Here is a 19,470-nt window from a genome sequence, read left to right as displayed (position 1 = left end):
CACCCCGTGTAGACCGTCCAGACGTCGCCGGTGGTTCGGGACGGCGCGAACACCCGGGGAGTGCGGCGTACCCGACGCTCACGGGGTCAGGCCCGCACCCTTCGCGACAGCCTCGCGGGCCGCTGCCGCGTCCGGGGCGGCGAGTGCCAGGCCGGCGAGCCGGCGGCAGTCGTCCAGAGCGTGCGACGCCAGAGACGCCCGGACGTCGCCGAGGCAGCCCGGCGCGGCCGACAGGCTGGTGACGCCCAGGCCGACGAGGACCAGGGCGAGCAGCGGATCCGCAGCGGCCTCGCCGCACACTCCGACCGGCCTGCCCTGTTCGGCTCCCGCACCCGCGGCCGTCCGCACGAGTTCGAGGAGAGCCGGCTGCCACGGGTCGAGAAGGTCGGCCAGGGCACCCAGCGTGCGGTCGGCTGCGAACGCGTACTGGGCAAGGTCGTTGGTCCCGACACTGAGGAAGTCGCACCGCCGCGCGAGCTCCCCGGCCCGCAGTGCGGCGGCGGGCACCTCCACCATGGCACCTGCGGTCCGCAGCCCGTGGGCCTTCGCCCGTTCGACGAATCCGGCTGCCTCGGCGGGCACCGAGACCATCGGCGCCATGACCCACACGTCGGCGTCAGAGCCCCGCGCGGCCGAGGCGATCGCGGCCAGCTGCGTCTCCAGCAGCTGCGGGTCCCGGCGCGCCGAGCGCAGGCCGCGCACACCGAGCGCGGGATTCTGCTCGTCGGCCGCGGTGACGAACGGGAGCGGCTTGTCGGCCCCGGCGTCCAGGGTGCGTACGACGACCCGGCGGCCCGGGAAGGCGGCGAACACCTGGCGGTAGGCGGCCGTCTGCTCCTCGCCCGTGGGCGCCTCCTCACGGTCGAGGTAGAGGAACTCCGTACGGAACAGCCCGACGCCCTCGCTGTCGGCCGCCGCCGCGGCGGGCAGTTCGTGCAGGGCGCCGAGGTTGGCCAACAGCTTGACCGGATGGCCGTCGGCCGTCCGTCCGGGGCCGACGGCCTGCGCCGAGAGCCGACGTCGACGTTCGTCGCGTGCGGCGGCCGCCGCGACGGTGTCGGGAGCGGGGTGGACAAGGACCGTGCCGGCGGTGCCGTCGACGAGAACCGGCGTGCCGTCCGTGAGCGCGGCTGCGCCGGTGCAGCCGACGACGGCGGGCAGACCGAGGACCTTGGCGAGGATCGCGGTGTGGCTCGTGGGCCCACCGCGCTCGGTGACCAGGGCGAGGACCTGGGCCGGGTCGAGTAGCGCGGTGTCCGCAGGCGCGAGGTCGTCCGCGACGAGGACGTACGGCCGCCCCGGGTCGGGCAGGCCGGGCATCGGGAGACCGAGGACACGCGCCACCGCGCGGTCACGCAGGTCGTCGAGGTCGGCGACGCGCTCGGCGAAGTAGCCGCCCGCAGCCGTGAGGGACGCGCGGAACACGCGGAAGGCCCTGTCCAGGGCGTGGGCCGCGTCGGCCCCGCCGAGCACGAGCTCGGAGACCTGGTCGGCGAGGGTCGGGTCGGCGGCCATCATGGCTTGGGCGGACAGGACCGCGGCCGCTTCACCGCCGGCGGACGCCGCTCGTTCCTCCAGGTCGGCGGCGACCCGTGCCAGCGCCCCGCGCGCCGCCTCGGCCTGCGCGGGGGCGTCGGCCGGTGCCACGGTGCGCTGCGGCGGGAGTGCGGCCGGGGGCGCCATGCGGGCGACGGGCCCGGAGGCGCTGCCGCCCCCGGTGCCGATGCCGTGCAGCACGGAAGTGGTCGTGGTGGTCGTCGTGCCGGTCGTCACCGCTGCTCCTGGGCGTCGAGGTCGGCGGCGGCCAGCGTGGCCAGCTCCTCGAGAGCGGCCTCCGCGCCGTCGCCCTCCGCGGACAGCACCAGCGGATCGCCGTGCTTGGCGCCGAGAGCGAGCACGGACAGCAGACTCCGGGCGTCGACCGGCGTCCCTCCGTCCCGGGCCACGGTCACCCTGACCGGCTGGCGGGTCGCTGCCTGGACGAAGAGGGCGGCGGGCCGTGCGTGCAGCCCGGAACGGGAACCGATGACGACAGTGCGCTGGGGCATGGGATGACACTCCTACGGGATGGGGGCGGGCGGGACGCGAGCCGGGTCCGCCGTGGCAACGGTGGCGGGCCCGCGGGGAGATCGATTTTTCGGCGTGGGCGGTGGCTGAGGCCGGAGGGGGTGTTCGCCGCGAGCGGCGAGCGCACCGGGCGGGCGGCAGGTGGCCCCCGTCCGCTGGGCCTGCCACGCGCGGCCGGCGCAGGGGTGCTCAGTGGCGCGGCCTCGGTCCGGTCATGCGGCGGCCGGGGCCTTGGTGTCTGCGGGCGTCGCGGCGGTGGCCGCGGTGGTGGGCCCGGACGCCGTCTCCGGCCTGCGGCGGCTCTTGAGCAGCACCACGAGGACGGCGGTGACCGCTGTCCCGGCCGTGACGGCCAGGAGGAAGAGCAGGGGTTGCCCGATCAGCGGGACGACGAAGACCCCGCCGTGCGGAGCGCGCAGCGTGGTGCCGAACGCCATCGTCAGGGCACCGGTGACGGCTCCGCCGGCCATCGCGGACGGGATCACACGCAGGGGGTCCGCCGCTGCGAACGGGATCGCTCCCTCGCTGATGAAAGAGGCGCCGAGGACCCAGGCCGCCTTGCCGTTGTTGCGTTCCGTCTTCGTGAACAGTTTTCCGCGCACACTCGTTGCCAGGGCCATGCCCAGCGGCGGGACCATGCCCGCCGCCATGACGGCGGCCATGACCTTGAGGCTGCCGTCGGTGGGGTCGGCGATGCCGCCGACGGCGAACGCGTAGGCCACCTTGTTCACCGGGCCGCCGAGGTCGAAGCACATCATGAGTCCGAGCAGCACTCCGAGCAGGACGGCATTGGTGCCGGACAGGCCGCTCAGCCAGTCGGTCATCGCCTTCTGCAGGGAGGCGATGGGCTTGCCGACGACAACGAACATGAGGAATCCGACAACGGCCGACGAGATCAGCGGGATGACGACCACAGGCATGACGCCGCGCAGCACGGGGGGCACGTGGACGTGGTGAATGGCCTTCACCACGGCGCCCGCGATGAGGCCGGCGGCCAGTCCGCCGAGAAAGCCGGCCTCGATGGTGACCGCGAGCGCTCCGCCGACGAATCCCGGTACGAGGCCGGGCCGGTCGGCCATGCCGTAGGCGATGTATCCGGCGAGTACGGGAACCAGGAAGCCGAACGCGGCGCCGCCGATCTGGAACATCAGCGCGGCCCAACTCGCCGCCTCCGTCCACACGAAGGACTCGGCGACGGATGGGGCGCTGTTGATCTCGTAGCCGCCGATCGCGAAGGCGAGGGCGATGAGCAGACCGCCCGCGGCGACGAACGGCACCATGTAACTGACGCCGGTCATGAGCCACGTGCGCAGCCGGGTCCCGAAGTGGTCCTCGGCGGCGCCGATGTCCATGGGCGCGGGCCCTGCCGCCGTGGCGGTGGTCTCGCCGCGTTCGGCCCTGACCCGTACGTCTGCGATGAGTTCGGCGGGCCGGTTGATCGCAGCCTTGACCCCGACGTCGACGGTGGGCTTGCCGGCGAACCGTTCCTTTTCCCTGACCTCGACATCATGGGCGAGGATCACGCCGTCGGCTGCCGCGATCACACCGGGGTCGAGGCGCTTGAAGCCGGCCGACCCCTGTGTCTCGACGACGAGTTCGACTCCCGCTGCCTCGCCGGCCTGCTGGAGCGACTCGGCGGCCATGTAGGTGTGGGCGATCCCGGTGGGGCAGGAGGTGACGGCCACGATACGGAAGAGCGCGGCCGGGGGAGCAGGGGTGCCCGCCGGTGCGTCGCCGGCCGCCGGGTCCTCCGTGGGCGTGGCCGGAGCCTCGTCCCCACGGACCAGGGCCGCGACCGCTGCGGGGTCGCGTTCCGCGCGGAGTGCGGTGGTGAACTCGGGGTCCATGAGCCGCCGGGCGAGTGACGACAGGATCGCCAGGTGGGCGTCGTCCGCACCGGCCGGCGCGGCTATCAGGAAGATCAGGTCGGCCGGCCCGTCCGGGGCGCTGAAGTCGATGCCGTTGGCGCTGCGGCCGAAGGCGAGGGTCGGGGCGGTGACGTGCGCGCTGCGACAGTGGGGAATGCCGATGCCGCCGTCGAGTCCGGTGGGCATCTGGGCTTCGCGTGCCGCAACGTCGGCGAGAAAGCCGTCGATGTCGGTGACGCGCCCGGCGGCCACCATCCGCTCGGCGAGTGACCGCACGGCGGCTTGCTTGGTCTCGGCGGACAGGTCGACATCGACCAGTCCTGCGGTGATCAACTCACTCATCACGCGGCTCCTTGCTCGCGAACCGCCGCGGGGCGGTGGTGGGACATGGTGGGTCGGCATCCGTCCGGCGGGCCCTGCCGGGAGCCGATGCGGTGGTTGCGCGCTCCGGTGCCAGGGGGACGGTGGGCTCGGCCCGGACGGACGGTCATGGCGCCGGCTCCCCGAGGGGCCGGTCCAGCGGGACGGACCGGGTGACCGTCACCGCCCCCGGATCCAGGCGGGCCGGTGACGGCATCACGCTCCCGGGCAGCTGAACGGCGGCGGTTCCGTGGGCCACGGCGGTGGCCAGCGCGGCGGGGCCGCTGCCGCCTGCGGCGAGAAAGCCCGCCAGGGAGGCGTCTCCGGCGCCGACGTTACTGCGGACGGCCTCGGCGGGCGCGTGGCCGAACCAGGTACCGGACTCGTCGACGAGCAGCTGGCCGTTGGCGCCCAGACTGGCCAGGACCGACCGGGCTCCCCGTTCGCGCAGTTCCTCCGCCGCCTTGACGGCGTCGCCGACGGCGGCGAGGGGGCGTCCGACGGCTTCGGCGAGCTCCTGCGCGTTGGGTTTGACCACGTCGGGCCGTTCCCGTAGTGCGGCCGTCAGGGCTTCGCCCGAGGTGTCGAGGGCGACCCGGGCGCCGGCCCGGTGGAGCCGTGCCACCAGTGCGGCGTACCACTCGGGGCGCAGACCGCGCGGCAGGCTGCCGCAGCAGGCGATCCAGTCCGCGTCGACGGAGCGGGCCCGTACCGCCTCCAGCAGCGCCTCGGCCTCCGCCGCCGCGAGGTCGGGGCCGGGCGCGTTCACCTTGGTGAGGGTGCCGTCGGGTTCGACGAGCGTGATGTTGACGCGGGTGGAGCCGGCCACGGGCACACCGGCGGCCTCGATGCCGTGTTCCCCGAGCAGCCGGTCGAGCAGCGCGCCCTCGGGGCCGCCGAGGGGCACGACGGCCACGGTGCGATGGCCGCCGGCGGCGAGGGCACGGGAGACGTTGACGCCCTTGCCGCCGGGGTCGACGCGATCCCCGGCAGCGCGCAGCACGGCGCCGCGCTTCAGGGACGGCAGTTCGTAAGTGCGGTCCAGGCTCGGGTTCGGGGTGATGGTGAGGATCATGCTCGGACGACCTCCGTGCCGTGCGCCTCGATGGCGCGGGCGTCGTCGGGCGCGAGACCCATGTCGGTGATCAACAGATCCACGTCCGCGAGGTCGCCGAAACGGGCGAAGTGCTGCTGCCCGAACTTGGCGGAATCGGCCAGCAGGACGACCCTTCGGGCGGCGCCGATGACAGCCCGCTTGACCGCCGCCTCCGCCAGGTCGGGAGTGGTCAGGCCGCCGTCGGGGGCGAATCCGTTGGTGGCGAGGAAGACGACGTCGGCCTTGATCTCCGCGTACGCCCGAAGCGCCCAGGCGTCGACGGCGGCACGGGTACGGTGGCGCACCCGGCCTCCGACGAGGTGCAGGGCGATGCCCGGGTGGTCGGCGAGCCGGGCGGCGACGGGCAGGGCATGGGTCACGACCGTCAGCGCGGAATCCACCGGCAGGGCCGCGGCCAGCCGGGCGGCCGTGGTGCCGGCGTCCAGGATGACACTGCCGTCGGCGGGAAGCTCGGCAAGCGCGGCGAGCGCGATGCGCTCCTTCTCGTCGGCGGCGACCGCGTCGCGTTCCGCGAGGTCCGGCTCGAAGTCGAGGTGGCCGACCGGGATGGCGCCGCCGTGCACACGCCGCACCAGGCCCGCGCGGTCGAGAGCCTTGAGGTCGCGCCGCACGGTTTCCGCGGTGACCTGGAACTCCTCCGCGAGGGAGAGCACGTCGACCCGACCGCTGTCGCGGGCCAGGCGCATGATCTCCTGCTGACGCTCCGCTGCGAACATGTGGTTTTACATCCGTTTCCATGACCGAGTCTGTGGTTTTCTCGGATGCTACGCAGGTGACGCGGAGAAGTAAACAGATCCGGGCAGAAAAGCAGACAGAAACAGGCGCCGCCCCCGAGCCTGGGGATACGGTCCGGCAGCGACGACCTCGCCAGCCCCCGCAACAGGCCGCCAGCAGGCCGAGCGCCACCCCTCCCTAGGGCTGACGCCGGTTAAGCAGTACACCGCCCCCCTGAACAACCCATTCCCGGCCCCTGGCACGTCGGGACAACCCTCCGGCTCGGCGCGAACGACCCCGAGGTGCGCTCGCGCTACCCGCCGACCCCGCTGTCGGCCGGAGCCGCGCGTGCACGCGCTCTGAGCTGCACCGGGCTATCGTGCCGTCGTGTCAAGTACGACGGAGTGTCCCCTCCTCTTCCTTGACGTCGACGGTCCGCTGATCCCGTTCGGGTCGTCGTCCGGGCGCCTCCAGGACACGGCCACCGTGGCCTCGGCGTGTGGCGATCAAGGAAACCCCTCGCTGAGGCGACTCGATCCTGAGATCGGCTCTCGCCTCACTGCCCTGGAATGTCATCTCGTATGGGCTACGACCTGGATGGAGGAGGCGAACGAGGTCATCGCTCCGCGCCTCGGACTGTCGCGGCTGCCCGTGGTGGAGTGCCCGGCGTCCTCCGCCGACGAGGGCCCGCGCGGCTTGCACTGGAAGACCCGCCACCTCGTCGAGTGGGCCAGCGGTCGACCCTTCATATGGGTCGACGACGAGATCAGCGCCATGGACCGCCTATGGGTAGACACCAGTCACAGCGGTCCGTCATTGCTCCACCGCGTCGACCCGGCCAAGGGCCTGATGGACACCGACCTCGCCGCGCTCGCCGACTGGCTACGTCTCGTCATCCCGAGACGAGCACCGCGATAGCAGGGCCGCAGGCGGCTCCCTCAACCACTCGGCCGAGCTCCCGGTGTCGGCCCGCGCCCTTCGGGTCCTCCGGGGAGGAGGCCCCTTCGTGCGCGGGCCGGCCGTGGTGCTCAACGTCAAGCTCAGCGGCCGGTTACGGACACCGGGACCGCAGCCAGACGGGCGCAGATATTGGCCCGCGCTCCAGGAGGTCCGGGCACCTGCCTGCGGACCTCGGCCAGGACCTGGCCCAGGTCGAGGTAGACCCGCGGGTCCTCGGTGGTGCGGTGCCAGCAGCGGTGCGCCCGGTCCACCGCATCCCGTACGGCCGGGTCCTCCGGCGAGCTGCCCATCGCCAGCCGGGCTTCGGCCGCGTTCAGCCAGCCGCGCGTGGCCTCGCTCCACCTTCCGGCCAGCCGGGCCAGGTCGGCTCGCACCTCCAGCCAGTGGACCGCCTGTTCGCTGCGGGCGCCGTGGGCTGTGAGCGGGCCCGCTCCCGTTGGACGGCCATGGCCATCGCCGTGCTGTGCCGCCCGGCCTGCACCTCGGTGTAGATCGGGCCGTGTTCACCGCCCTCCGGCACCCTCCCGGCGTCGGGCGCGGGCGCGGGTGCGGCCGGTGGTGTGCTCGGCATCGGAGGAACTTGCGGCCGCGGCGGCATCCGGACAGTCACCGCAGGGTGCGGCACCGCCTCGCCGGTGTCCGTCCCGCTCGCAGGCGGCTGGGACGAAGCCGGGCCCAGCACCCGTACTCCTGCCCGTCCCACCAGCCCGGCACGCGCCACGGCCAGGCCGTGCGCGGCCGGCACCGGGCCGCCGCGCTCGCGCAGCACGGCGGCCAGCGCCACGCTGTACCCGCCCACCACCGCGGCCCGGCGCGGCCCGCACACCACCCCCATCACGGCGGCGCCCTCCACCGCCAGCAGCCAGTCGTCCTTCTCCAGCACCCCCGCGACGTCCTCACCCACCGCCAGGTCCACCACCACCGTCGTCGAGCCGGCGGGCCGGGGCCACAACTCTCTGTTCAGCCAGGCCCAGGGCAGCCCCTCGTACCGAACCGAACCCGCCCCCAGGGCAAGGTAGGGCTCCCCGCACCACCGGTCCAGCGCCACCCGCCCCATCACCTCCACCAGCAGCCGCCCGCCATGCCCGGCCGCCGCCCGCAGCGCCGCCCGCGCCTGCTCAGGTTCCAGCGGCGCGGTCACCTGAGCCACCGGCCCTTCGCCGCCCGCGCCCAGCAGCAAGGCCGCAGGAAGCCCCGCCAGCGCCGCCGCACCACCGTGCGACCCTTCCCCCGCGACCAGCAGCGCGTAGCCCTCCGTCATCGCTCACCTCGCCCCTTTGGCCCGTGATGTCCGTGGTGACCAACGGCGGCCAGGGGCGGCAAGGCACGAGTTCCGCGAAGCGACATCGGGTGACGCTCTCCAGCTACGGTGGCGGCGGGGCCGGCGCCCCAGTGTTGACCCGTTCGGGAGCGGCCCCCGGCGCGCCCCCGCTACCGTGGAGGCACGACCACCCACACGGGAGGCCCACCATGCCGGACACCCCCACCATGACGACCCACGTCGACGGCCGTGAGGTCCGCGTGCCCGCGACCATCGCGGCCGTGCGCGCCCAGCTCGGTGACGACGAGCGCGCCCAGTTCGACCGGGAGGTCGAGACGACGCCCGTTCTCCAGCTCCCGGCCCTGGTCATCGGGTGGGCGCTCCCGGCCGAGGCGCACGACGCCGACACGGAGTTGATGGACCGCATCGCCCGGGGCGAGACCGGCGGCGTGCACCCCGGCACGCAGTTGGCGTGAGCCGCTACCGCGTCCAGTACGGCGACGACGCCACGCCTCCCTCCAGGCGATGCCCGCCGCCCAGCGCGCCGCCTACCAGCGGGCCATCGAGGCGCTGGCGGCTGCCCCCTACGGCCACGGCTCCACCGCCGCCTCGGGCGGGGACCGCGACCGCCGTCAGGTCGCCATCGCAGGCACCGTGACCGTCTATCTCGTCAGCAGCGGCGTCCTGGTCGTCACCGTCGTGCGCATCGTCCACTGACCGGACTATCCAAAGATCGAGACCTCCCATATTTGGGAGGCCCCGATCTTGAGTCGAAGCACAGGAGTTGTCACCTGCGGATCCGAGTGACGTTTTCTCAGCGTTGATCATTTCCAGATCTTGTTGAGGACGAGGGCGGCGCGGGCGATGTCGCCGATTCGGCTGGGGCTGATGGTGACGTGTTGCAGGGTGCGCCAGCGTTGCTTGAGTTCGGCTGCGGCGCGTTCGCCGGGGGCTCGGACGCCTGTGATCAGGCTGTTCGTGGTGCGCGTGTCGGCGTCCAGGGCCTGTTCGGACCGGCCCTTCGGGCGCCGGACCGGGACGAGGACGCTGATTCCGGAGCCGAGGTAGCCCTTGTCGGCGAGCGTGGGCAGGCCGTCGGCTGCCGCCTTGTACAGCGCGGGCAGAGCGTGGATGCGGGCGGCGGTGATGTCGGGGGTGGACCCTGGCTCGGCGTCGGAGACCCACAGCGGGGTGCCGTCGGGTGCTGCGAGGAACTGGACGTTCCCGCCGAACGCCTTGTTCTTCTGGCTGAACCAGAGGTCGTTGCCGTTGTCCCGGACGCCGGTGAGGCGGTCCGTTTCGATGAGCGTGCCGTCGAGGATCACATGGGTCATGCCGTCGTGCTGACTGTGTTCCAGGACCTCGTGGAGGTCCGGGGCCTGGTCGGCGAGGACGTCGATGCCCTCGTGCAGGTAGCGGTAGCCGGTGGCCTGGGAGACCCCGGCGTCGCGGGCCAGGCAGTGCACGCAGCCGCGCTCGCGGAACCAGCGCAGCACCAGCACGGCCTGGCGGAACGGGCCGAGCGCGCGGCTGCCACGCGGAGTGCCAAGTCGCCGTCGGCGCGCGGCCAGCAGACGGGACAGGTACGCCACGACATGGCGTGGGACGTCGAGCGTGGCAACATAGGTGACCAACGTGAAGCCTCTGGTGTTGCGGACATGATCTTGTGGTGAGACCTGTCCTACCAGGGGCTTTACGTCTGCCTGCGGCCGGGCCCAGCCCGACCGGCCTGCTCACGCACGGGGGATTCATACCCCTTCGCGGAGATCATTTCGCTGAGAAAACGTCAGTGAGCGACTCTGTCGGGGATCTTGTGCGGGCGGCTCATTTGCCTTGTCGCCACCAGCACTCCCAGGTCAGGCCGCGTGCGTCGAGGTACTGCTGAAAGCTCGTGGGGCCTCGGGGGCGGTGGGGGTGTCGGGTAGTGCGTGAGGCGAGGCGTTCAATGTTGATGGCGATGCCGGTCAGGACGTGCTGCACGTGTGTCTTGCGGTGGCCGTGGTAGCGGCTGCGGCGGGCCCGGTGTCCGTTGATGAACTCGCAGATGGTGCCTTCGACTCCGGACCGGGTGGCGTAGAGCCTTCTCCACTGGGAGTCTTGCTGGTCCGCGCGGTTCTGGGCTTGCAGTTCGTGCAGGTGGCGGGGGAGGAAGTTCACGGTGCGGGCGGCGGTGCCACGGGTGCAGGCGGGCCGGTCGGGGCACGAGTCGCACTGGTGTGGGTGGAACCGGGCCACGGTGTAGGGCGCCATGGCTGGTGGCTCGAGCCAGATGTGGCTGGTCTCGCCGTTGGGGCAGGTGACCTTGCGCTGGTCGAAGTCGATGGTGAAGTCGTCGCGGTTGAAGCCGGCCTGTCCCTTGTTCTGCCAGGCCCCGCTGGCCTTGACCGGGCCGACGAGTTCGACCTGGTGGTCGTGTAGGGAGCGGTGCAGCAGCGAGACGGAGAGGTAGCCGCCGTCGAGCAGGTGTTGCCGGGGCAGTAGCCGGCGGTCACTCAGTCGGGTGTGGATGCCGGGGAGGGCCTCGGTGTCCCGGGTCGGCCTGGTGGTGGCGATGTCCGTGATCAGGTTGGCCTGTGCATCGTCGGTCCCGCAGGTCTCGGTGACGTGGACCAGGTAGCCGCTCCAGCGGGTGTTGCCCCGGATGGCCCGGCGGGTCTCGCGGTCGTAGGGCGTGACGATCCGCATGGCGCCTTTGGGCTGTCCGTCCTTCTCGGTGCGCGGGCGTATCCCGCCACGGGCGTCGAGGAGGAAGTTCTGCACGACGATCTGTCGCAGCGTTTCCGCGCGAGGACCGCGCCGGTGCGGCGGTAGGCGCTCGAGGAGCCTCCGGGCGTCGGCTCCCGCCTGCTTGAGCCGGGTGGCAGGGTGACTGGGCTGGCTGGGGAGCCGGACCGGACGCCCGTAGCGGGTGGCCCACTCCGCATCCACCAGACCGTCGAGGATGTCAGGTGCCCGTTGGGTGGCTTCTTCCAGGGCCGCGCGTACTGCTTCGAGGACCAGCTCCAGACGGGACAGGTCCCGCGCGGCGGCCAGGACCTGGGTGGAGTCGGTGCGCTGCCTCCCGCGCTCAGTGACCATGCCGGCCTCCCGCATCCGCTCCAACGACAGGGAAAGGAGCTGGTCCGCGCGGTCGTCCTCGCACAGACGATCACGGAAGTCCGTCAGCACACTGTGGTGGAACCCGGGGTCATCCAGCTCCAGGGCCAGGGCGTACGTGAAGTCGATACGACACCGGACCGCCTCGGCCGCCTGCCGGTCGGAGAGGTTGAGCAGGAACTGCAGGACACAGACCGTGGCGAGCTGGGCCGGGGAGAGTCCGGGGCGGCCGTCGCGCGGGTACCAGGAGGCGAAGTCCCTGTCGTTCCAGAGTCCGTCGAGGTGATCACGTACCCACATCGCCGTGGTGCCACTGGGGTTGCTGGCCCGCGCCATCTGGGCTGTGAGCTCGGGAACTACCGCACCGGACCGGGGACGAACGGACACTGATCACCTCAGGAGGACGGAACTGCGCAGGACCGTCTGAAGTGTTCCAAGCGCAACCAACCCTCGTCCCGAGAACTCCAAGATCCCCGACAGAGTCGCTCACTGACGCGGTCACGTGTCAGTGAAGCCTTGCAGAATGTGCCCAATGAGCTATGACCACCGGCCCAGTGACGTGCCCCCGCCCCAGGCCGCCTCCGACCTGGCGGCCGCCCCTGCCGCGAAGACCCCGAAGAACGGCACCCGGGCGAGCGCACCGCGCCGCGCGGAGCCGGTGTACGTCGACTTTCCCCCGGTGGAGAACGGCCTCGACTACCTGCGCAGTGTGGTCGACCATCTCACCTCCGTCGACCCGCCGGACCCGCGGGACCTGAAGTACGCCGTGCTGCATCTCCAGGCCGCTGCCGAAGTCCTGCTCAAGTCTCGTCTGGTGCAGGAGCACTGGAGCCTGGTCTTCAAGGATCCCGGCACCGCCACCCGGAAGAAGTTTGAGGCTGGCGACTTTGATAGCTGCACTACCAAGGCTGCCGTCGACCGGCTGCGCAACGTCGCCGGCGTGGACATCAAAGACAAGGGCGCCGATGCTCTGGTGGCGCTGGCCAAGTCCCGTAACTCCCTGCAGCACTACGGCCTGACCGCCCCGGCCCCCGCCGTGGAAGCCCGCGCGGCCGAAGCCCTCGACTTCCTCATGGACTTCATCCACGCGGAACTGCCTGTGCAGCCCGGGTACCCCCTCGACAAGGTCGAACAAGAGTTGGCATACGTCCGCGCGCGGCTCAGCACCATCCAGTCCTTTCTCAAGCGGCGCCACGACCAACTCCGTTCCGAGCTGGAGAAGGTCCGCCAGGTCACCGCGCAGTGCGTGCTGTGCGCCCAGTGGGCCGTGGTCCTCGGCTCCGGCAGCGGGCCGCTGTCGTGCCGGTTCTGTCACCACGCCTGGCCTGACGCCGAGCTCGCGGCCGTAGACAGCGGCCTAGCGCAGGCCGAATGGGGTGTCGAAGTCGTTCAGTGCCCCGAGTGTTGCGAGACCGCGGTCCTGGTCGACCTTGCCACCGTAGCCTCAGCCCCGGGCCACCGGCACTCGGTGTGCTTCGCCTGCGGCGTCGGCTTCGACACTCTGAAGACGTGCGAGAGCTGTGAGCAGCACTACTCCCCCGGACTGTACGAGGACCTTGGGCTGTGTCAGGACTGCCTGGACGCCCGCATAGCGCGCTTCTGACCACTCCACGCTGCGGCCAGTTCGTCGAAGGGGGAGTTGTGTCGAGCTGGAGCGTAGGGGGCATAGCGTCCGCCTTACAGCAGCTACGGTGACGACGCCCCTGCCTTGGTGACAACTATCGTGCTTCGGCTCATTTCTGGATGGGCCCCGGGGAGGCCAGTAGGTTCAGGCGTTCCAGCCGATGGAGGAGACGAAGGCATACGAGTCGTACTCACTGCCAAGATCCTGGATGACCTCGTCCCACACCGCGTCCAGCGTCTCGGCGTCGTCGTTGAGCCAGGCGTCGACTGCTACGTCCCAGTGGCGGGGCCGCACGGTCAGCCGCCGGACCGACAGGTCGCGGCGGTGGCGGGGCTCGACACGGGTCTGGTCGACGGGGTCGATCTCGATGCGGGTTCCGCCGCGTGAGGTGAGGCGGCGTTTGAGGTCGGCGGCGACGTTGTGGCGCCGCAGGTCCCAGTAGGCGGCGTCCAGTCTCTGCTGGTTGGCGCGGTTGGGCAGGCGTTCCTCGGCCAGCCACGCGAACAGCGTCCGGGGCGTGACGCTGATCCCGGCGCGCTCTATGGCGGCGTAGCCGGCGGGGGATGCGGTGAGGTAGCGCAGGCGGGCGGCGATGCCGCGTTCGGTGTCGGCGGGGGAGGTGATGCCGGTGACCATCCGCTCGATCCCGGCCCCGAGGGCGTCGGCGCCGGGGATGCCGTGGGCGTTGTAGTGGCCGAGGTTCATCCACCGCCCGGCCATCAACGCCCCCCGCCGACAGCGGTGACGGTGTAGGTGACGGGCTGCCCGTCGCGGTCGGTCTTCACCTTCATCTCCGCCAGCCCCCGCCCCTCGGCCCAGGTCTGCCGCCAGTCTCCGGCGAGGTGGAGTTCGTCGGTGCCCAGCGCGGACAAGACGGTCAGCCCGGCCTGGTGGGCCTTGTGCGCGCGGGACCACAGGTTGGCGAAGGCTTGGGAGCGGATGAGGTGCATCCAGTCGGGGCGGGCGATCTCGCGGTTGTGGGAGGACTCGCCCAGGGTGGAGACGAACTTGGAGTACATCGCCTTCACATACGTGTTCGTCACGTCGTCCCCGGTGGCGAGGGCGTCGGCGCGGGCGGCGGCGAGGACCTGGCGCAGGCTGTCGAGGAAGGTCTCGGTCGCGTTCGAGGTCCAGGACTCGTGGATGACCGGCGCCTCCACCAGCCGGTGCTTCGGACCGGCAAGGCGCAGCAGGAGCCGCAGGGTCGGCTCGGTCACCCACACCGGCCCCGCCTCCTCCCGATCTCCCAACGGCGACGGCAGATCCGCATGCTCCCAGACGGGCGGCGTGATCAGATGCACCCCGGCCCGCTTACGGTCATGCTCCCCACCCACACTGTGGGTGAGCTTCCCGATCGGCAGCCACGTCTTCAACGCCGACAAATACGCCGCGTTCACATCCAGCGCCGTCACCGCCACCTCACCATCCGGATGACGCCGAAACCCCGGATGCCGCCACGACGGCCGCGCCTCCCAGATCAGATCCGGATCCGACTTCGACGGCTTACGCAAGATGTCCGGCAGCGCCGGATAGGCGGTGTGCTCATACCGCGCCTGCGCCCGCGTCCGCGCAAACAACCCCATCACATCCGGGATGGCCCGCTTCACCAGCGCACCGGCCGCCGCGTCCGCATCACCACCGGCCCGCGTCAGCTCTTGGTCCACGGCTGCCGCGATCTTCTCCCGCAGCTCCGCGTGGACCTGCTCGGTGGAGCTGGTGCGGCGCCGGTTCTGGTGCCGGGCGTGCCCGGCCCGCGCCTGACGCGCCGCCGGGCTCTCCGTAGCCGGCGCCTGTGGGGCTGGCGCCTGTGGGGCGCTGGCGGGCTGCGGCTGCACGGCTGTGTGCGGCTCCTGTGTCGGGGCCGGGGCGGGGTGGATCTGCGCGAGCCCCTCCAGGAGCCGCAGGTACTTCCCCCGCGACGGCGAGGACGGCATCCCGCCCGCCTCCCAGTTCGCCACCGTCTGCCGCCCCACCCCCACGGCCTTCGCCACCTGCTCAAGCGACAGCCCCGCCGCCTTCCGCAACCGCACCCGCTCCGCCGGGTCGTCGAACGCTGCCGCCAGCTTCGCCTCCGCCAGAAGGGCCGCGACGCCGTCTCCCTCAAGCTCACTGGTCATGGCATGATGATAGACGAAATCTAGTGTCCTGAGTCGTTAGTTCGTGTGCAGTATGCGGCGAGGGTTTCGAGGATCTCGTCTGCGGTCTTGGTCCAGATGAACGGCTTGGGGTTCTTGTTCCACTCGTTGATCCAGCCGCGGATGTCCCGCTCGAGTTCGATCACGCTGCGGTGGGTCGAGCGGCGGAGTTTGCGGGAGGTCAGCTCGGCGAACCAGCGCTCGACGAGGTTGAGCCAGGAGGCGGAGGTGGGGGTGAAGTGCAGGTGGAAGCGGGGGTGTCGCAGCAGCCACTTCTTGACCGCTTCGGTCTTGTGGGTGGCGTAGTTGTCCAGGACCAGGTGGAGTTCGAGGTGCTTGGGCACGGCGGCGTCGATGGTCTTCAGGAAGCGGAGGAACTCCTGGGCGCGGTGGCGTCGGTAGTGCTGGGCTATGACCGAGCCGGAGACGATGTCCAGGGCGGCGAACAGGCTGGTGGTGCCGTGCCGGACGTAGTCGTGCGTCATCCTCGCCGGGACCGTCGGCGCCAGGGGCAGCACGGGCTGGGTGCGGTCCAGAGCCTGGATCTGCGACTTCTCGTCCACCGCCAGGACCAGGGCGTTCTCCGGGGGCGAGAGGTAGATGCCGACCACGTCGCGGACCTTGGTGACGAACTGCGGGTCGGTCGAGAGCTTCCACGTCTCAACGATGTGCGGCTTGAGGCCGAACGCCCGCCAGATCCGCGAGACGGCCGACTGCGACATGCCCTCGACCTGGGCCATCGACCGCGTCGACCAGTGCGAATCACCCGACGGCGGCGCCTGGCCAAGGGTCCTGGCGACCATGGCCTCGACCTGCTCGTCGGAGATTTTTCGGGGCGCCCCCGAACGCGGAAGGTCCACCAGACCCTCCAACCGGTCCGCGACGAACCTCGAGCGCCACTTCCGCACCGTCTCCCGCGAGATCCCCAGGTCATCCGCGACCTGCGCGTTCGGTCGACCCTCGGCACACGCCAGGACGATCCTCGACCGCAGCACCAGAGCCTGCGAGGCCGTCCGTTTGCGCAACCAGCCCCGCAGGACACGGCGTTCGTGATCAGACAGCTCCAGCAGCAACGGCTTCGGACCAGGCATCGCCCCACCCTACAACCGCAACCGAACAAACGACTCAGGACACTAGCTTTCTGATTGACATTTGCCAGCGTTGAAGAGGCAATGGCTTGGCTGATGTGTGCCCACCGACCGGCAGGCTGTTGGGGCGTGCTCCAGGTCATGATCCTGTGCCACTGAAGTTGACCGGTTTGTGCCATCGAACCTTGACCGCGCTCGTCAGCGCTTCATCGAGCGGTGTCAGACCCTTGCTGGATGATCTGGCCATGCTGATTGCGACCAACGAACGCGGCCATGTGCTGAAACGCCCGTCCACGCCCGCTACGGGGGCGATGCTGGCCAACCTGCAGCGGGGGAACGCTTACATGATCCTGGAGCGTGTGGATGAGGAGCGGCCCGGCAGTTGGTACATCCAGGTCCTGCTGTGCGAGAACAACACCTACCAGCTTGAGTACCGGGACGGTGTGGCCGAGTTCCATTACCAGACGCAGACGATGTCCCAGGAGAAGGTCCTTGGGGCGCTGCTCGGCTGGGCCGGCGCGAAGCTCGGCTGGGGGGACGGCTTCATGTGGAACAACCTCGCTGAGGAGTTCGGGCGTGGCGACCGTGACGGTCCAAAGTCGCTGACGGGTACGGAATCGGGCTGAGCAAGGCGGTCGAGGTTCAACGGCACGAACCGAGCAGTGGTCAAACTTCAGTGGGCATCGGTCAAAGACCAGTCGCACAGGAGACAGCCGCCGAACGGTGAGCGTGCGCCGACGAAACGTTCGAGGTGCCGATACCTCGGATTGGTGACGGAGGATGTCGAGAACGTGCCGCCGGCTACGTCCCAAGCAGACACCAGCGGTCACCGCCCCCGGTGGCAGTGGAAGAAGGGAAGCCAGCATGGCGATCCAGCGGATGGACAGCGTCGGCATCGTGGTCGAAGACATGGACGCCGCCATCGCGTTCTTCGTGGAACTCGGTATGGAGCTGGAGGGCCGGGCTGAGGTCGAGGGCCGTTTCGCCGACCAGTGCACCGGGCTCGACGGTGTTCGCTGCGACATCGCGATGCTCCACACCCCGGACGGTCACAGCAGGCTCGAGCTGGCGAAGTACCGCAGCCCCGCAGCGATCAGCGCTGGGCCACGCAACCAGCCGCACAACGTCGTGGGCACGCACCGCGTCATGTTCGCCGTGGACGACATCGAGGACACTGTCGCCCGCCTGGGAACTCACGGCGCCGAACTTGTCGGCGAGCTGGCGCGGTACGAGGACAGCTACCGGCTCTGCTACGTCCGTGGCCCCGAGGGCATCATCGTCGGACTGGCCGAGCAACTCAGCTGAGACCGCGTCCCCAGCGGTGAACCGGACGAATGGCCTGGAGTAGCAGACGGCGGCTACAGCAAGGGGGAGGGTCGCGCGTCACTCGCCGGTGTAACCCGGTAGCTCTCGTTCTCGGGCCCGCATAGGTTCGGCCGCATGGCTGACGAGTGCTTCCGGCATCCACGGCTTGCCGCGATCCATGACCGGCTCGACCCCGACCGCAGCGACCTCGACGCCTACCTCCAGATGGCGGAAGAGCTCCGGGCACGCCGAGTGCTGGACATCGGTTGCGGGACCGGCGTATTCCCCCTCCTCCTGGCCGCCCGCGGGATCCAGGTCACCGGCATCGACCCCGCCCAAGCCTCCATCGACGTCGCTCGTGCCAAACCGGGCAGCGAACGCGTGCGCTGGATCTGCGGTGACGCGACAGCCCTCCCGCCACTGCAGGTCGACCTCGCGACGATGACGGCGAACGTCGCCCAGGAAATCGTTGACCCGGACACCTGGCACAGGACACTGCGAGGAGCCTACGAAGCGCTCAGGCCCGGAGGCCATCTGGCTTTCGAGACCCGTGATCCGGCCAGGCGCGCCTGGCAAGAGTGGACCCGCGAGCACTCCTACCACGTGGCGGAGATCCCGGGCGTCGGCTCCGTCGAGAGCTGGGTCGACCTGATCCAGGTGAGCCTTCCCCTGGTGACCTTCCGCTGGACCTACGTCTTCGCGGCGGACGGACAGGTCATGACCTCAAACTCCACACTGCGTTTTCGAGACCGAGCAGAGATTGAGAGGGACCTCGCCGCCCACGGCTACGAGGTGGAAGACGTGCGCGGTGCCCCTGACCGGCCAGGCAAAGAGTTCGTCTTCCTCGCACGACGCTCCTGACCCAGCGATCCACGCCACTCATGCTTCGATGGCACACGCGCAAAGTGCGATGGCACAGGACATGTTCATCGCACGTTGGCCATTGCCACGGGAGATCGTTCACCGGCCGCTTCGACGGTGAAGGCTGATCGCTCGGCTTCACCCGGTGCGAGAGGCCGGCGGGGCGGTCTGCGCATGATGGCCGCCATGGTGAACGAGGTCGAGAAGATCAAGGTGTGGTTCCGCTTCGTCCCCCGCGAGGGCTGGTTCCCGCAGGACACGGAGGGTCTGTGGGCGACGAGACTCAGCCCCGCCACTGCCCGAGTGCAAAATGTCCCGTTCCTTCAGGACGGCGTGGCCGAGGGCGACGTGGTGCGATTCGAGAGTAGAGCGGACGGGTCGCACTGGGCCGTCGGGCGGGTCAGCGCCTCCGGCAACTGCACGATCCGCGTGGTGCCCATCCCTTCAGGCCCCCTGGGGCGCAGCGCTCAGGCAGTGCACCAGCGCCTTGCAACGTTCCGCCTCGGCGGGGAAGTCTTCAGTGACGACTTCCCCATGGTGGCCTTCACCGCACCCGCGGGCGCGGACTTCACAGGGATCAAGGCACTCCTGAACCGGGGACAAGAAGAGGGCTGGTGGCACTACGAAGTCGGTTCCGGCACCGACCAGTGGTGGCACGCCTGACGCAGCCAGGCGCTGGAGCTCATGCGACCGGTCTTCGGTGACACACGCTTCAGGTTCGATGACACGGGACAGCCGGTGCGCGTTGTGTGGTGCGGGGTGGGCGGCTGGTTTGCTGCGGTGGTCGCCCGAAACCCTCCTGGTGCGTCCTGTGCCGTGCGGTGAGACTGGCGGCTTTGATCACGAGTAGCTGGGGGTGGGTGTTCGTGTCGACGAAGTCGGTGCCCGGGGACGGGCAGCACGGCAAGGGCAGCAAGGGCGTCGTGGGCGGGGAGCCGCAGCGCGGCGCAGTGGAGCTCGCGCGGGATGTGGTGCGGGGTGTGCGGGCGTTGCGGCGCCGGTGATTCCCCAGTT

General features: G+C 70.6%; 21 protein-coding genes. 9 read left to right on the top strand and 12 right to left on the bottom strand.

Annotated elements, in window-relative coordinates; all coding sequences use genetic code 11:
* Nucleotides 1-78: 78 nt before the first annotated feature.
* From ptsP to V6D49_RS00150, 5 genes are all read right to left on the bottom strand, one after another.
* Nucleotides 79-1,773: a phosphoenolpyruvate--protein phosphotransferase gene (gene ptsP, locus V6D49_RS00170; RefSeq protein ID WP_340555967.1), complete on the bottom strand. Its 1,695-nt coding sequence runs from the start codon at nucleotides 1,771-1,773 to the stop codon at nucleotides 79-81.
* Complete coding sequence (locus V6D49_RS00165; protein WP_340555965.1) at nucleotides 1,770-2,048, bottom strand: HPr family phosphocarrier protein; 279 nt, start codon at nucleotides 2,046-2,048, stop codon at nucleotides 1,770-1,772. Before V6D49_RS00165 ends, ptsP begins: the two co-directional genes overlap by 4 nt.
* Nucleotides 2,049-2,279: 231 nt before the next feature.
* Entirely contained in the window at nucleotides 2,280-4,277 is a 1,998-nt protein-coding gene (locus V6D49_RS00160) for a PTS fructose transporter subunit IIABC (RefSeq protein ID WP_340555963.1), read from the bottom strand.
* A gap of 145 nt (nucleotides 4,278-4,422) precedes the next feature.
* Nucleotides 4,423-5,370 carry a 1-phosphofructokinase gene (pfkB, locus tag V6D49_RS00155; protein WP_340555961.1) on the bottom strand — a complete coding sequence of 316 codons (948 nt, stop codon included), beginning with the start codon at nucleotides 5,368-5,370 and terminating at the stop codon, nucleotides 4,423-4,425.
* Nucleotides 5,367-6,128 (bottom strand): DeoR/GlpR family DNA-binding transcription regulator, encoded by a 762-nt coding sequence (locus V6D49_RS00150; protein WP_340555959.1) that lies wholly within the window; start codon nucleotides 6,126-6,128, stop codon nucleotides 5,367-5,369. Before V6D49_RS00150 ends, pfkB begins: the two co-directional genes overlap by 4 nt.
* Before the next feature lie 385 nt (nucleotides 6,129-6,513).
* On the opposite strand from V6D49_RS00150, the gene V6D49_RS00145 reads away from it, so the two are divergent.
* Nucleotides 6,514-7,044 carry an HAD domain-containing protein gene (locus V6D49_RS00145; RefSeq protein ID WP_340555958.1) on the top strand — a complete coding sequence of 177 codons (531 nt, stop codon included), beginning with the start codon at nucleotides 6,514-6,516 and terminating at the stop codon, nucleotides 7,042-7,044.
* Nucleotides 7,045-7,166: 122 nt separating this feature from the next.
* Here the strand turns inward: V6D49_RS00145 and V6D49_RS00140 are convergent, their stop codons facing one another.
* Both V6D49_RS00140 and V6D49_RS00135 read right to left on the bottom strand, forming a co-directional pair.
* A complete protein-coding gene (locus V6D49_RS00140; RefSeq protein ID WP_340555956.1) occupies nucleotides 7,167-7,460 on the bottom strand; it encodes a hypothetical protein in 294 nt (97 codons plus the stop codon).
* A complete protein-coding gene (locus V6D49_RS00135; protein WP_340555955.1) occupies nucleotides 7,400-8,347 on the bottom strand; it encodes a hypothetical protein in 948 nt (315 codons plus the stop codon). The genes V6D49_RS00140 and V6D49_RS00135 overlap by 61 nt, the downstream gene beginning before the upstream one ends.
* Before the next feature lie 209 nt (nucleotides 8,348-8,556).
* On the opposite strand from V6D49_RS00135, the gene V6D49_RS00130 reads away from it, so the two are divergent.
* Complete coding sequence (locus tag V6D49_RS00130) at nucleotides 8,557-8,823, top strand: hypothetical protein (protein ID WP_340555953.1); 267 nt, start codon at nucleotides 8,557-8,559, stop codon at nucleotides 8,821-8,823.
* 49 nt (nucleotides 8,824-8,872) lie between these two features.
* Nucleotides 8,873-9,064, top strand: coding sequence for a hypothetical protein (locus tag V6D49_RS00125; RefSeq protein WP_340555951.1), 192 nt, complete (start codon nucleotides 8,873-8,875; stop codon nucleotides 9,062-9,064).
* Nucleotides 9,065-9,171: 107 nt separating this feature from the next.
* On the opposite strand, the gene V6D49_RS00120 is transcribed toward V6D49_RS00125, so the two are convergent.
* Both V6D49_RS00120 and V6D49_RS00115 read right to left on the bottom strand, forming a co-directional pair.
* Nucleotides 9,172-9,981: a transposase family protein gene (locus V6D49_RS00120; protein ID WP_340555950.1), complete on the bottom strand. Its 810-nt coding sequence runs from the start codon at nucleotides 9,979-9,981 to the stop codon at nucleotides 9,172-9,174.
* 190 nt (nucleotides 9,982-10,171) lie between these two features.
* Nucleotides 10,172-11,779: an IS1182 family transposase gene (locus V6D49_RS00115; RefSeq protein ID WP_340555948.1), complete on the bottom strand. Its 1,608-nt coding sequence runs from the start codon at nucleotides 11,777-11,779 to the stop codon at nucleotides 10,172-10,174.
* A 196-nt stretch (nucleotides 11,780-11,975) separates the two neighbouring features.
* Here V6D49_RS00115 and V6D49_RS00110 point away from each other — a divergent pair, with 196 nt between their 5' ends.
* Entirely contained in the window at nucleotides 11,976-13,046 is a 1,071-nt protein-coding gene (locus V6D49_RS00110) for a hypothetical protein (RefSeq protein ID WP_340555947.1), read from the top strand.
* A gap of 165 nt (nucleotides 13,047-13,211) precedes the next feature.
* On the opposite strand, the gene V6D49_RS00105 is transcribed toward V6D49_RS00110, so the two are convergent.
* From V6D49_RS00105 to V6D49_RS00095, 3 genes are read right to left on the bottom strand one after another with little or no spacing between them, the layout of a single operon-like run.
* Complete coding sequence (locus tag V6D49_RS00105; RefSeq protein ID WP_340555946.1) at nucleotides 13,212-13,787, bottom strand: transcriptional regulator; 576 nt, start codon at nucleotides 13,785-13,787, stop codon at nucleotides 13,212-13,214.
* Nucleotides 13,787-15,184, bottom strand: coding sequence for a helix-turn-helix domain-containing protein (locus V6D49_RS00100; protein ID WP_340555945.1), 1,398 nt, complete (start codon nucleotides 15,182-15,184; stop codon nucleotides 13,787-13,789). Before V6D49_RS00100 ends, V6D49_RS00105 begins: the two co-directional genes overlap by 1 nt.
* 20 nt (nucleotides 15,185-15,204) lie before the next feature.
* Nucleotides 15,205-16,293, bottom strand: a complete 1,089-nt coding sequence (locus tag V6D49_RS00095) for an IS630 family transposase (protein WP_340555944.1) — start codon at nucleotides 16,291-16,293, stop codon at nucleotides 15,205-15,207.
* A 182-nt stretch (nucleotides 16,294-16,475) separates the two neighbouring features.
* On the opposite strand from V6D49_RS00095, the gene V6D49_RS00090 reads away from it, so the two are divergent.
* The 5 genes from V6D49_RS00090 to V6D49_RS00070 all read left to right on the top strand — a co-directional run bounded on the left by V6D49_RS00090 (nucleotide 16,476) and on the right by V6D49_RS00070 (nucleotide 19,460).
* Nucleotides 16,476-16,916, top strand: coding sequence for a hypothetical protein (locus V6D49_RS00090; protein WP_340555942.1), 441 nt, complete (start codon nucleotides 16,476-16,478; stop codon nucleotides 16,914-16,916).
* Between the two features lie 238 nt (nucleotides 16,917-17,154).
* The gene (locus tag V6D49_RS00085; protein WP_340555941.1) at nucleotides 17,155-17,595 is read left to right on the top strand and encodes a VOC family protein; all 441 of its coding nucleotides are present in this window, start codon (nucleotides 17,155-17,157) and stop codon (nucleotides 17,593-17,595) included.
* 135 nt (nucleotides 17,596-17,730) lie between these two features.
* Entirely contained in the window at nucleotides 17,731-18,456 is a 726-nt protein-coding gene (locus V6D49_RS00080) for a class I SAM-dependent methyltransferase (RefSeq protein WP_340555940.1), read from the top strand.
* A gap of 186 nt (nucleotides 18,457-18,642) precedes the next feature.
* Entirely contained in the window at nucleotides 18,643-19,119 is a 477-nt protein-coding gene (locus V6D49_RS00075; RefSeq protein ID WP_340555937.1) for a DUF4265 domain-containing protein, read from the top strand.
* 173 nt (nucleotides 19,120-19,292) lie between these two features.
* Nucleotides 19,293-19,460, top strand: a complete 168-nt coding sequence (locus V6D49_RS00070) for a hypothetical protein (protein ID WP_340555936.1) — start codon at nucleotides 19,293-19,295, stop codon at nucleotides 19,458-19,460.
* Nucleotides 19,461-19,470 lie beyond the last annotated feature (10 nt).

Source organism: Streptomyces sp. GSL17-111 (genome assembly GCF_037911585.1).
Lineage (GTDB): Bacteria > Actinomycetota > Actinomycetes > Streptomycetales > Streptomycetaceae > Streptomyces.
Note: the sequence above shows the minus strand (reverse complement) of the source record. Positions and strands in the feature narration are given on the sequence as shown.

What these genes read in the sequence shown, in the direction of transcription:
- V6D49_RS00135 (WP_340555955.1), bottom strand. Translation starts at nt 8,347, where the DNA reads ATGACGGAGGGCTACGCGCTGCTGGTCGCGGGGGAAGGGTCGCACGGT.
- V6D49_RS00095 (WP_340555944.1), bottom strand. Translation starts at nt 16,293, where the DNA reads ATGCCTGGTCCGAAGCCGTTGCTGCTGGAGCTGTCTGATCACGAACGC.
- V6D49_RS00080 (WP_340555940.1), top strand. Translation starts at nt 17,731, where the DNA reads ATGGCTGACGAGTGCTTCCGGCATCCACGGCTTGCCGCGATCCATGAC.
- V6D49_RS00150 (WP_340555959.1), bottom strand. Translation starts at nt 6,128, where the DNA reads ATGTTCGCAGCGGAGCGTCAGCAGGAGATCATGCGCCTGGCCCGCGAC.
- V6D49_RS00105 (WP_340555946.1), bottom strand. Translation starts at nt 13,787, where the DNA reads ATGGCCGGGCGGTGGATGAACCTCGGCCACTACAACGCCCACGGCATC.
- V6D49_RS00165 (WP_340555965.1), bottom strand. Translation starts at nt 2,048, where the DNA reads ATGCCCCAGCGCACTGTCGTCATCGGTTCCCGTTCCGGGCTGCACGCA.
- pfkB (WP_340555961.1), bottom strand. Translation starts at nt 5,370, where the DNA reads ATGATCCTCACCATCACCCCGAACCCGAGCCTGGACCGCACTTACGAA.
- V6D49_RS00130 (WP_340555953.1), top strand. Translation starts at nt 8,557, where the DNA reads ATGCCGGACACCCCCACCATGACGACCCACGTCGACGGCCGTGAGGTC.
- V6D49_RS00085 (WP_340555941.1), top strand. Translation starts at nt 17,155, where the DNA reads ATGGCGATCCAGCGGATGGACAGCGTCGGCATCGTGGTCGAAGACATG.
- V6D49_RS00115 (WP_340555948.1), bottom strand. Translation starts at nt 11,779, where the DNA reads ATGGCGCGGGCCAGCAACCCCAGTGGCACCACGGCGATGTGGGTACGT.
- V6D49_RS00160 (WP_340555963.1), bottom strand. Translation starts at nt 4,277, where the DNA reads ATGAGTGAGTTGATCACCGCAGGACTGGTCGATGTCGACCTGTCCGCC.
- V6D49_RS00125 (WP_340555951.1), top strand. Translation starts at nt 8,873, where the DNA reads ATGCCCGCCGCCCAGCGCGCCGCCTACCAGCGGGCCATCGAGGCGCTG.
- V6D49_RS00100 (WP_340555945.1), bottom strand. Translation starts at nt 15,184, where the DNA reads ATGACCAGTGAGCTTGAGGGAGACGGCGTCGCGGCCCTTCTGGCGGAG.
- V6D49_RS00110 (WP_340555947.1), top strand. Translation starts at nt 11,976, where the DNA reads ATGAGCTATGACCACCGGCCCAGTGACGTGCCCCCGCCCCAGGCCGCC.
- V6D49_RS00075 (WP_340555937.1), top strand. Translation starts at nt 18,643, where the DNA reads ATGGTGAACGAGGTCGAGAAGATCAAGGTGTGGTTCCGCTTCGTCCCC.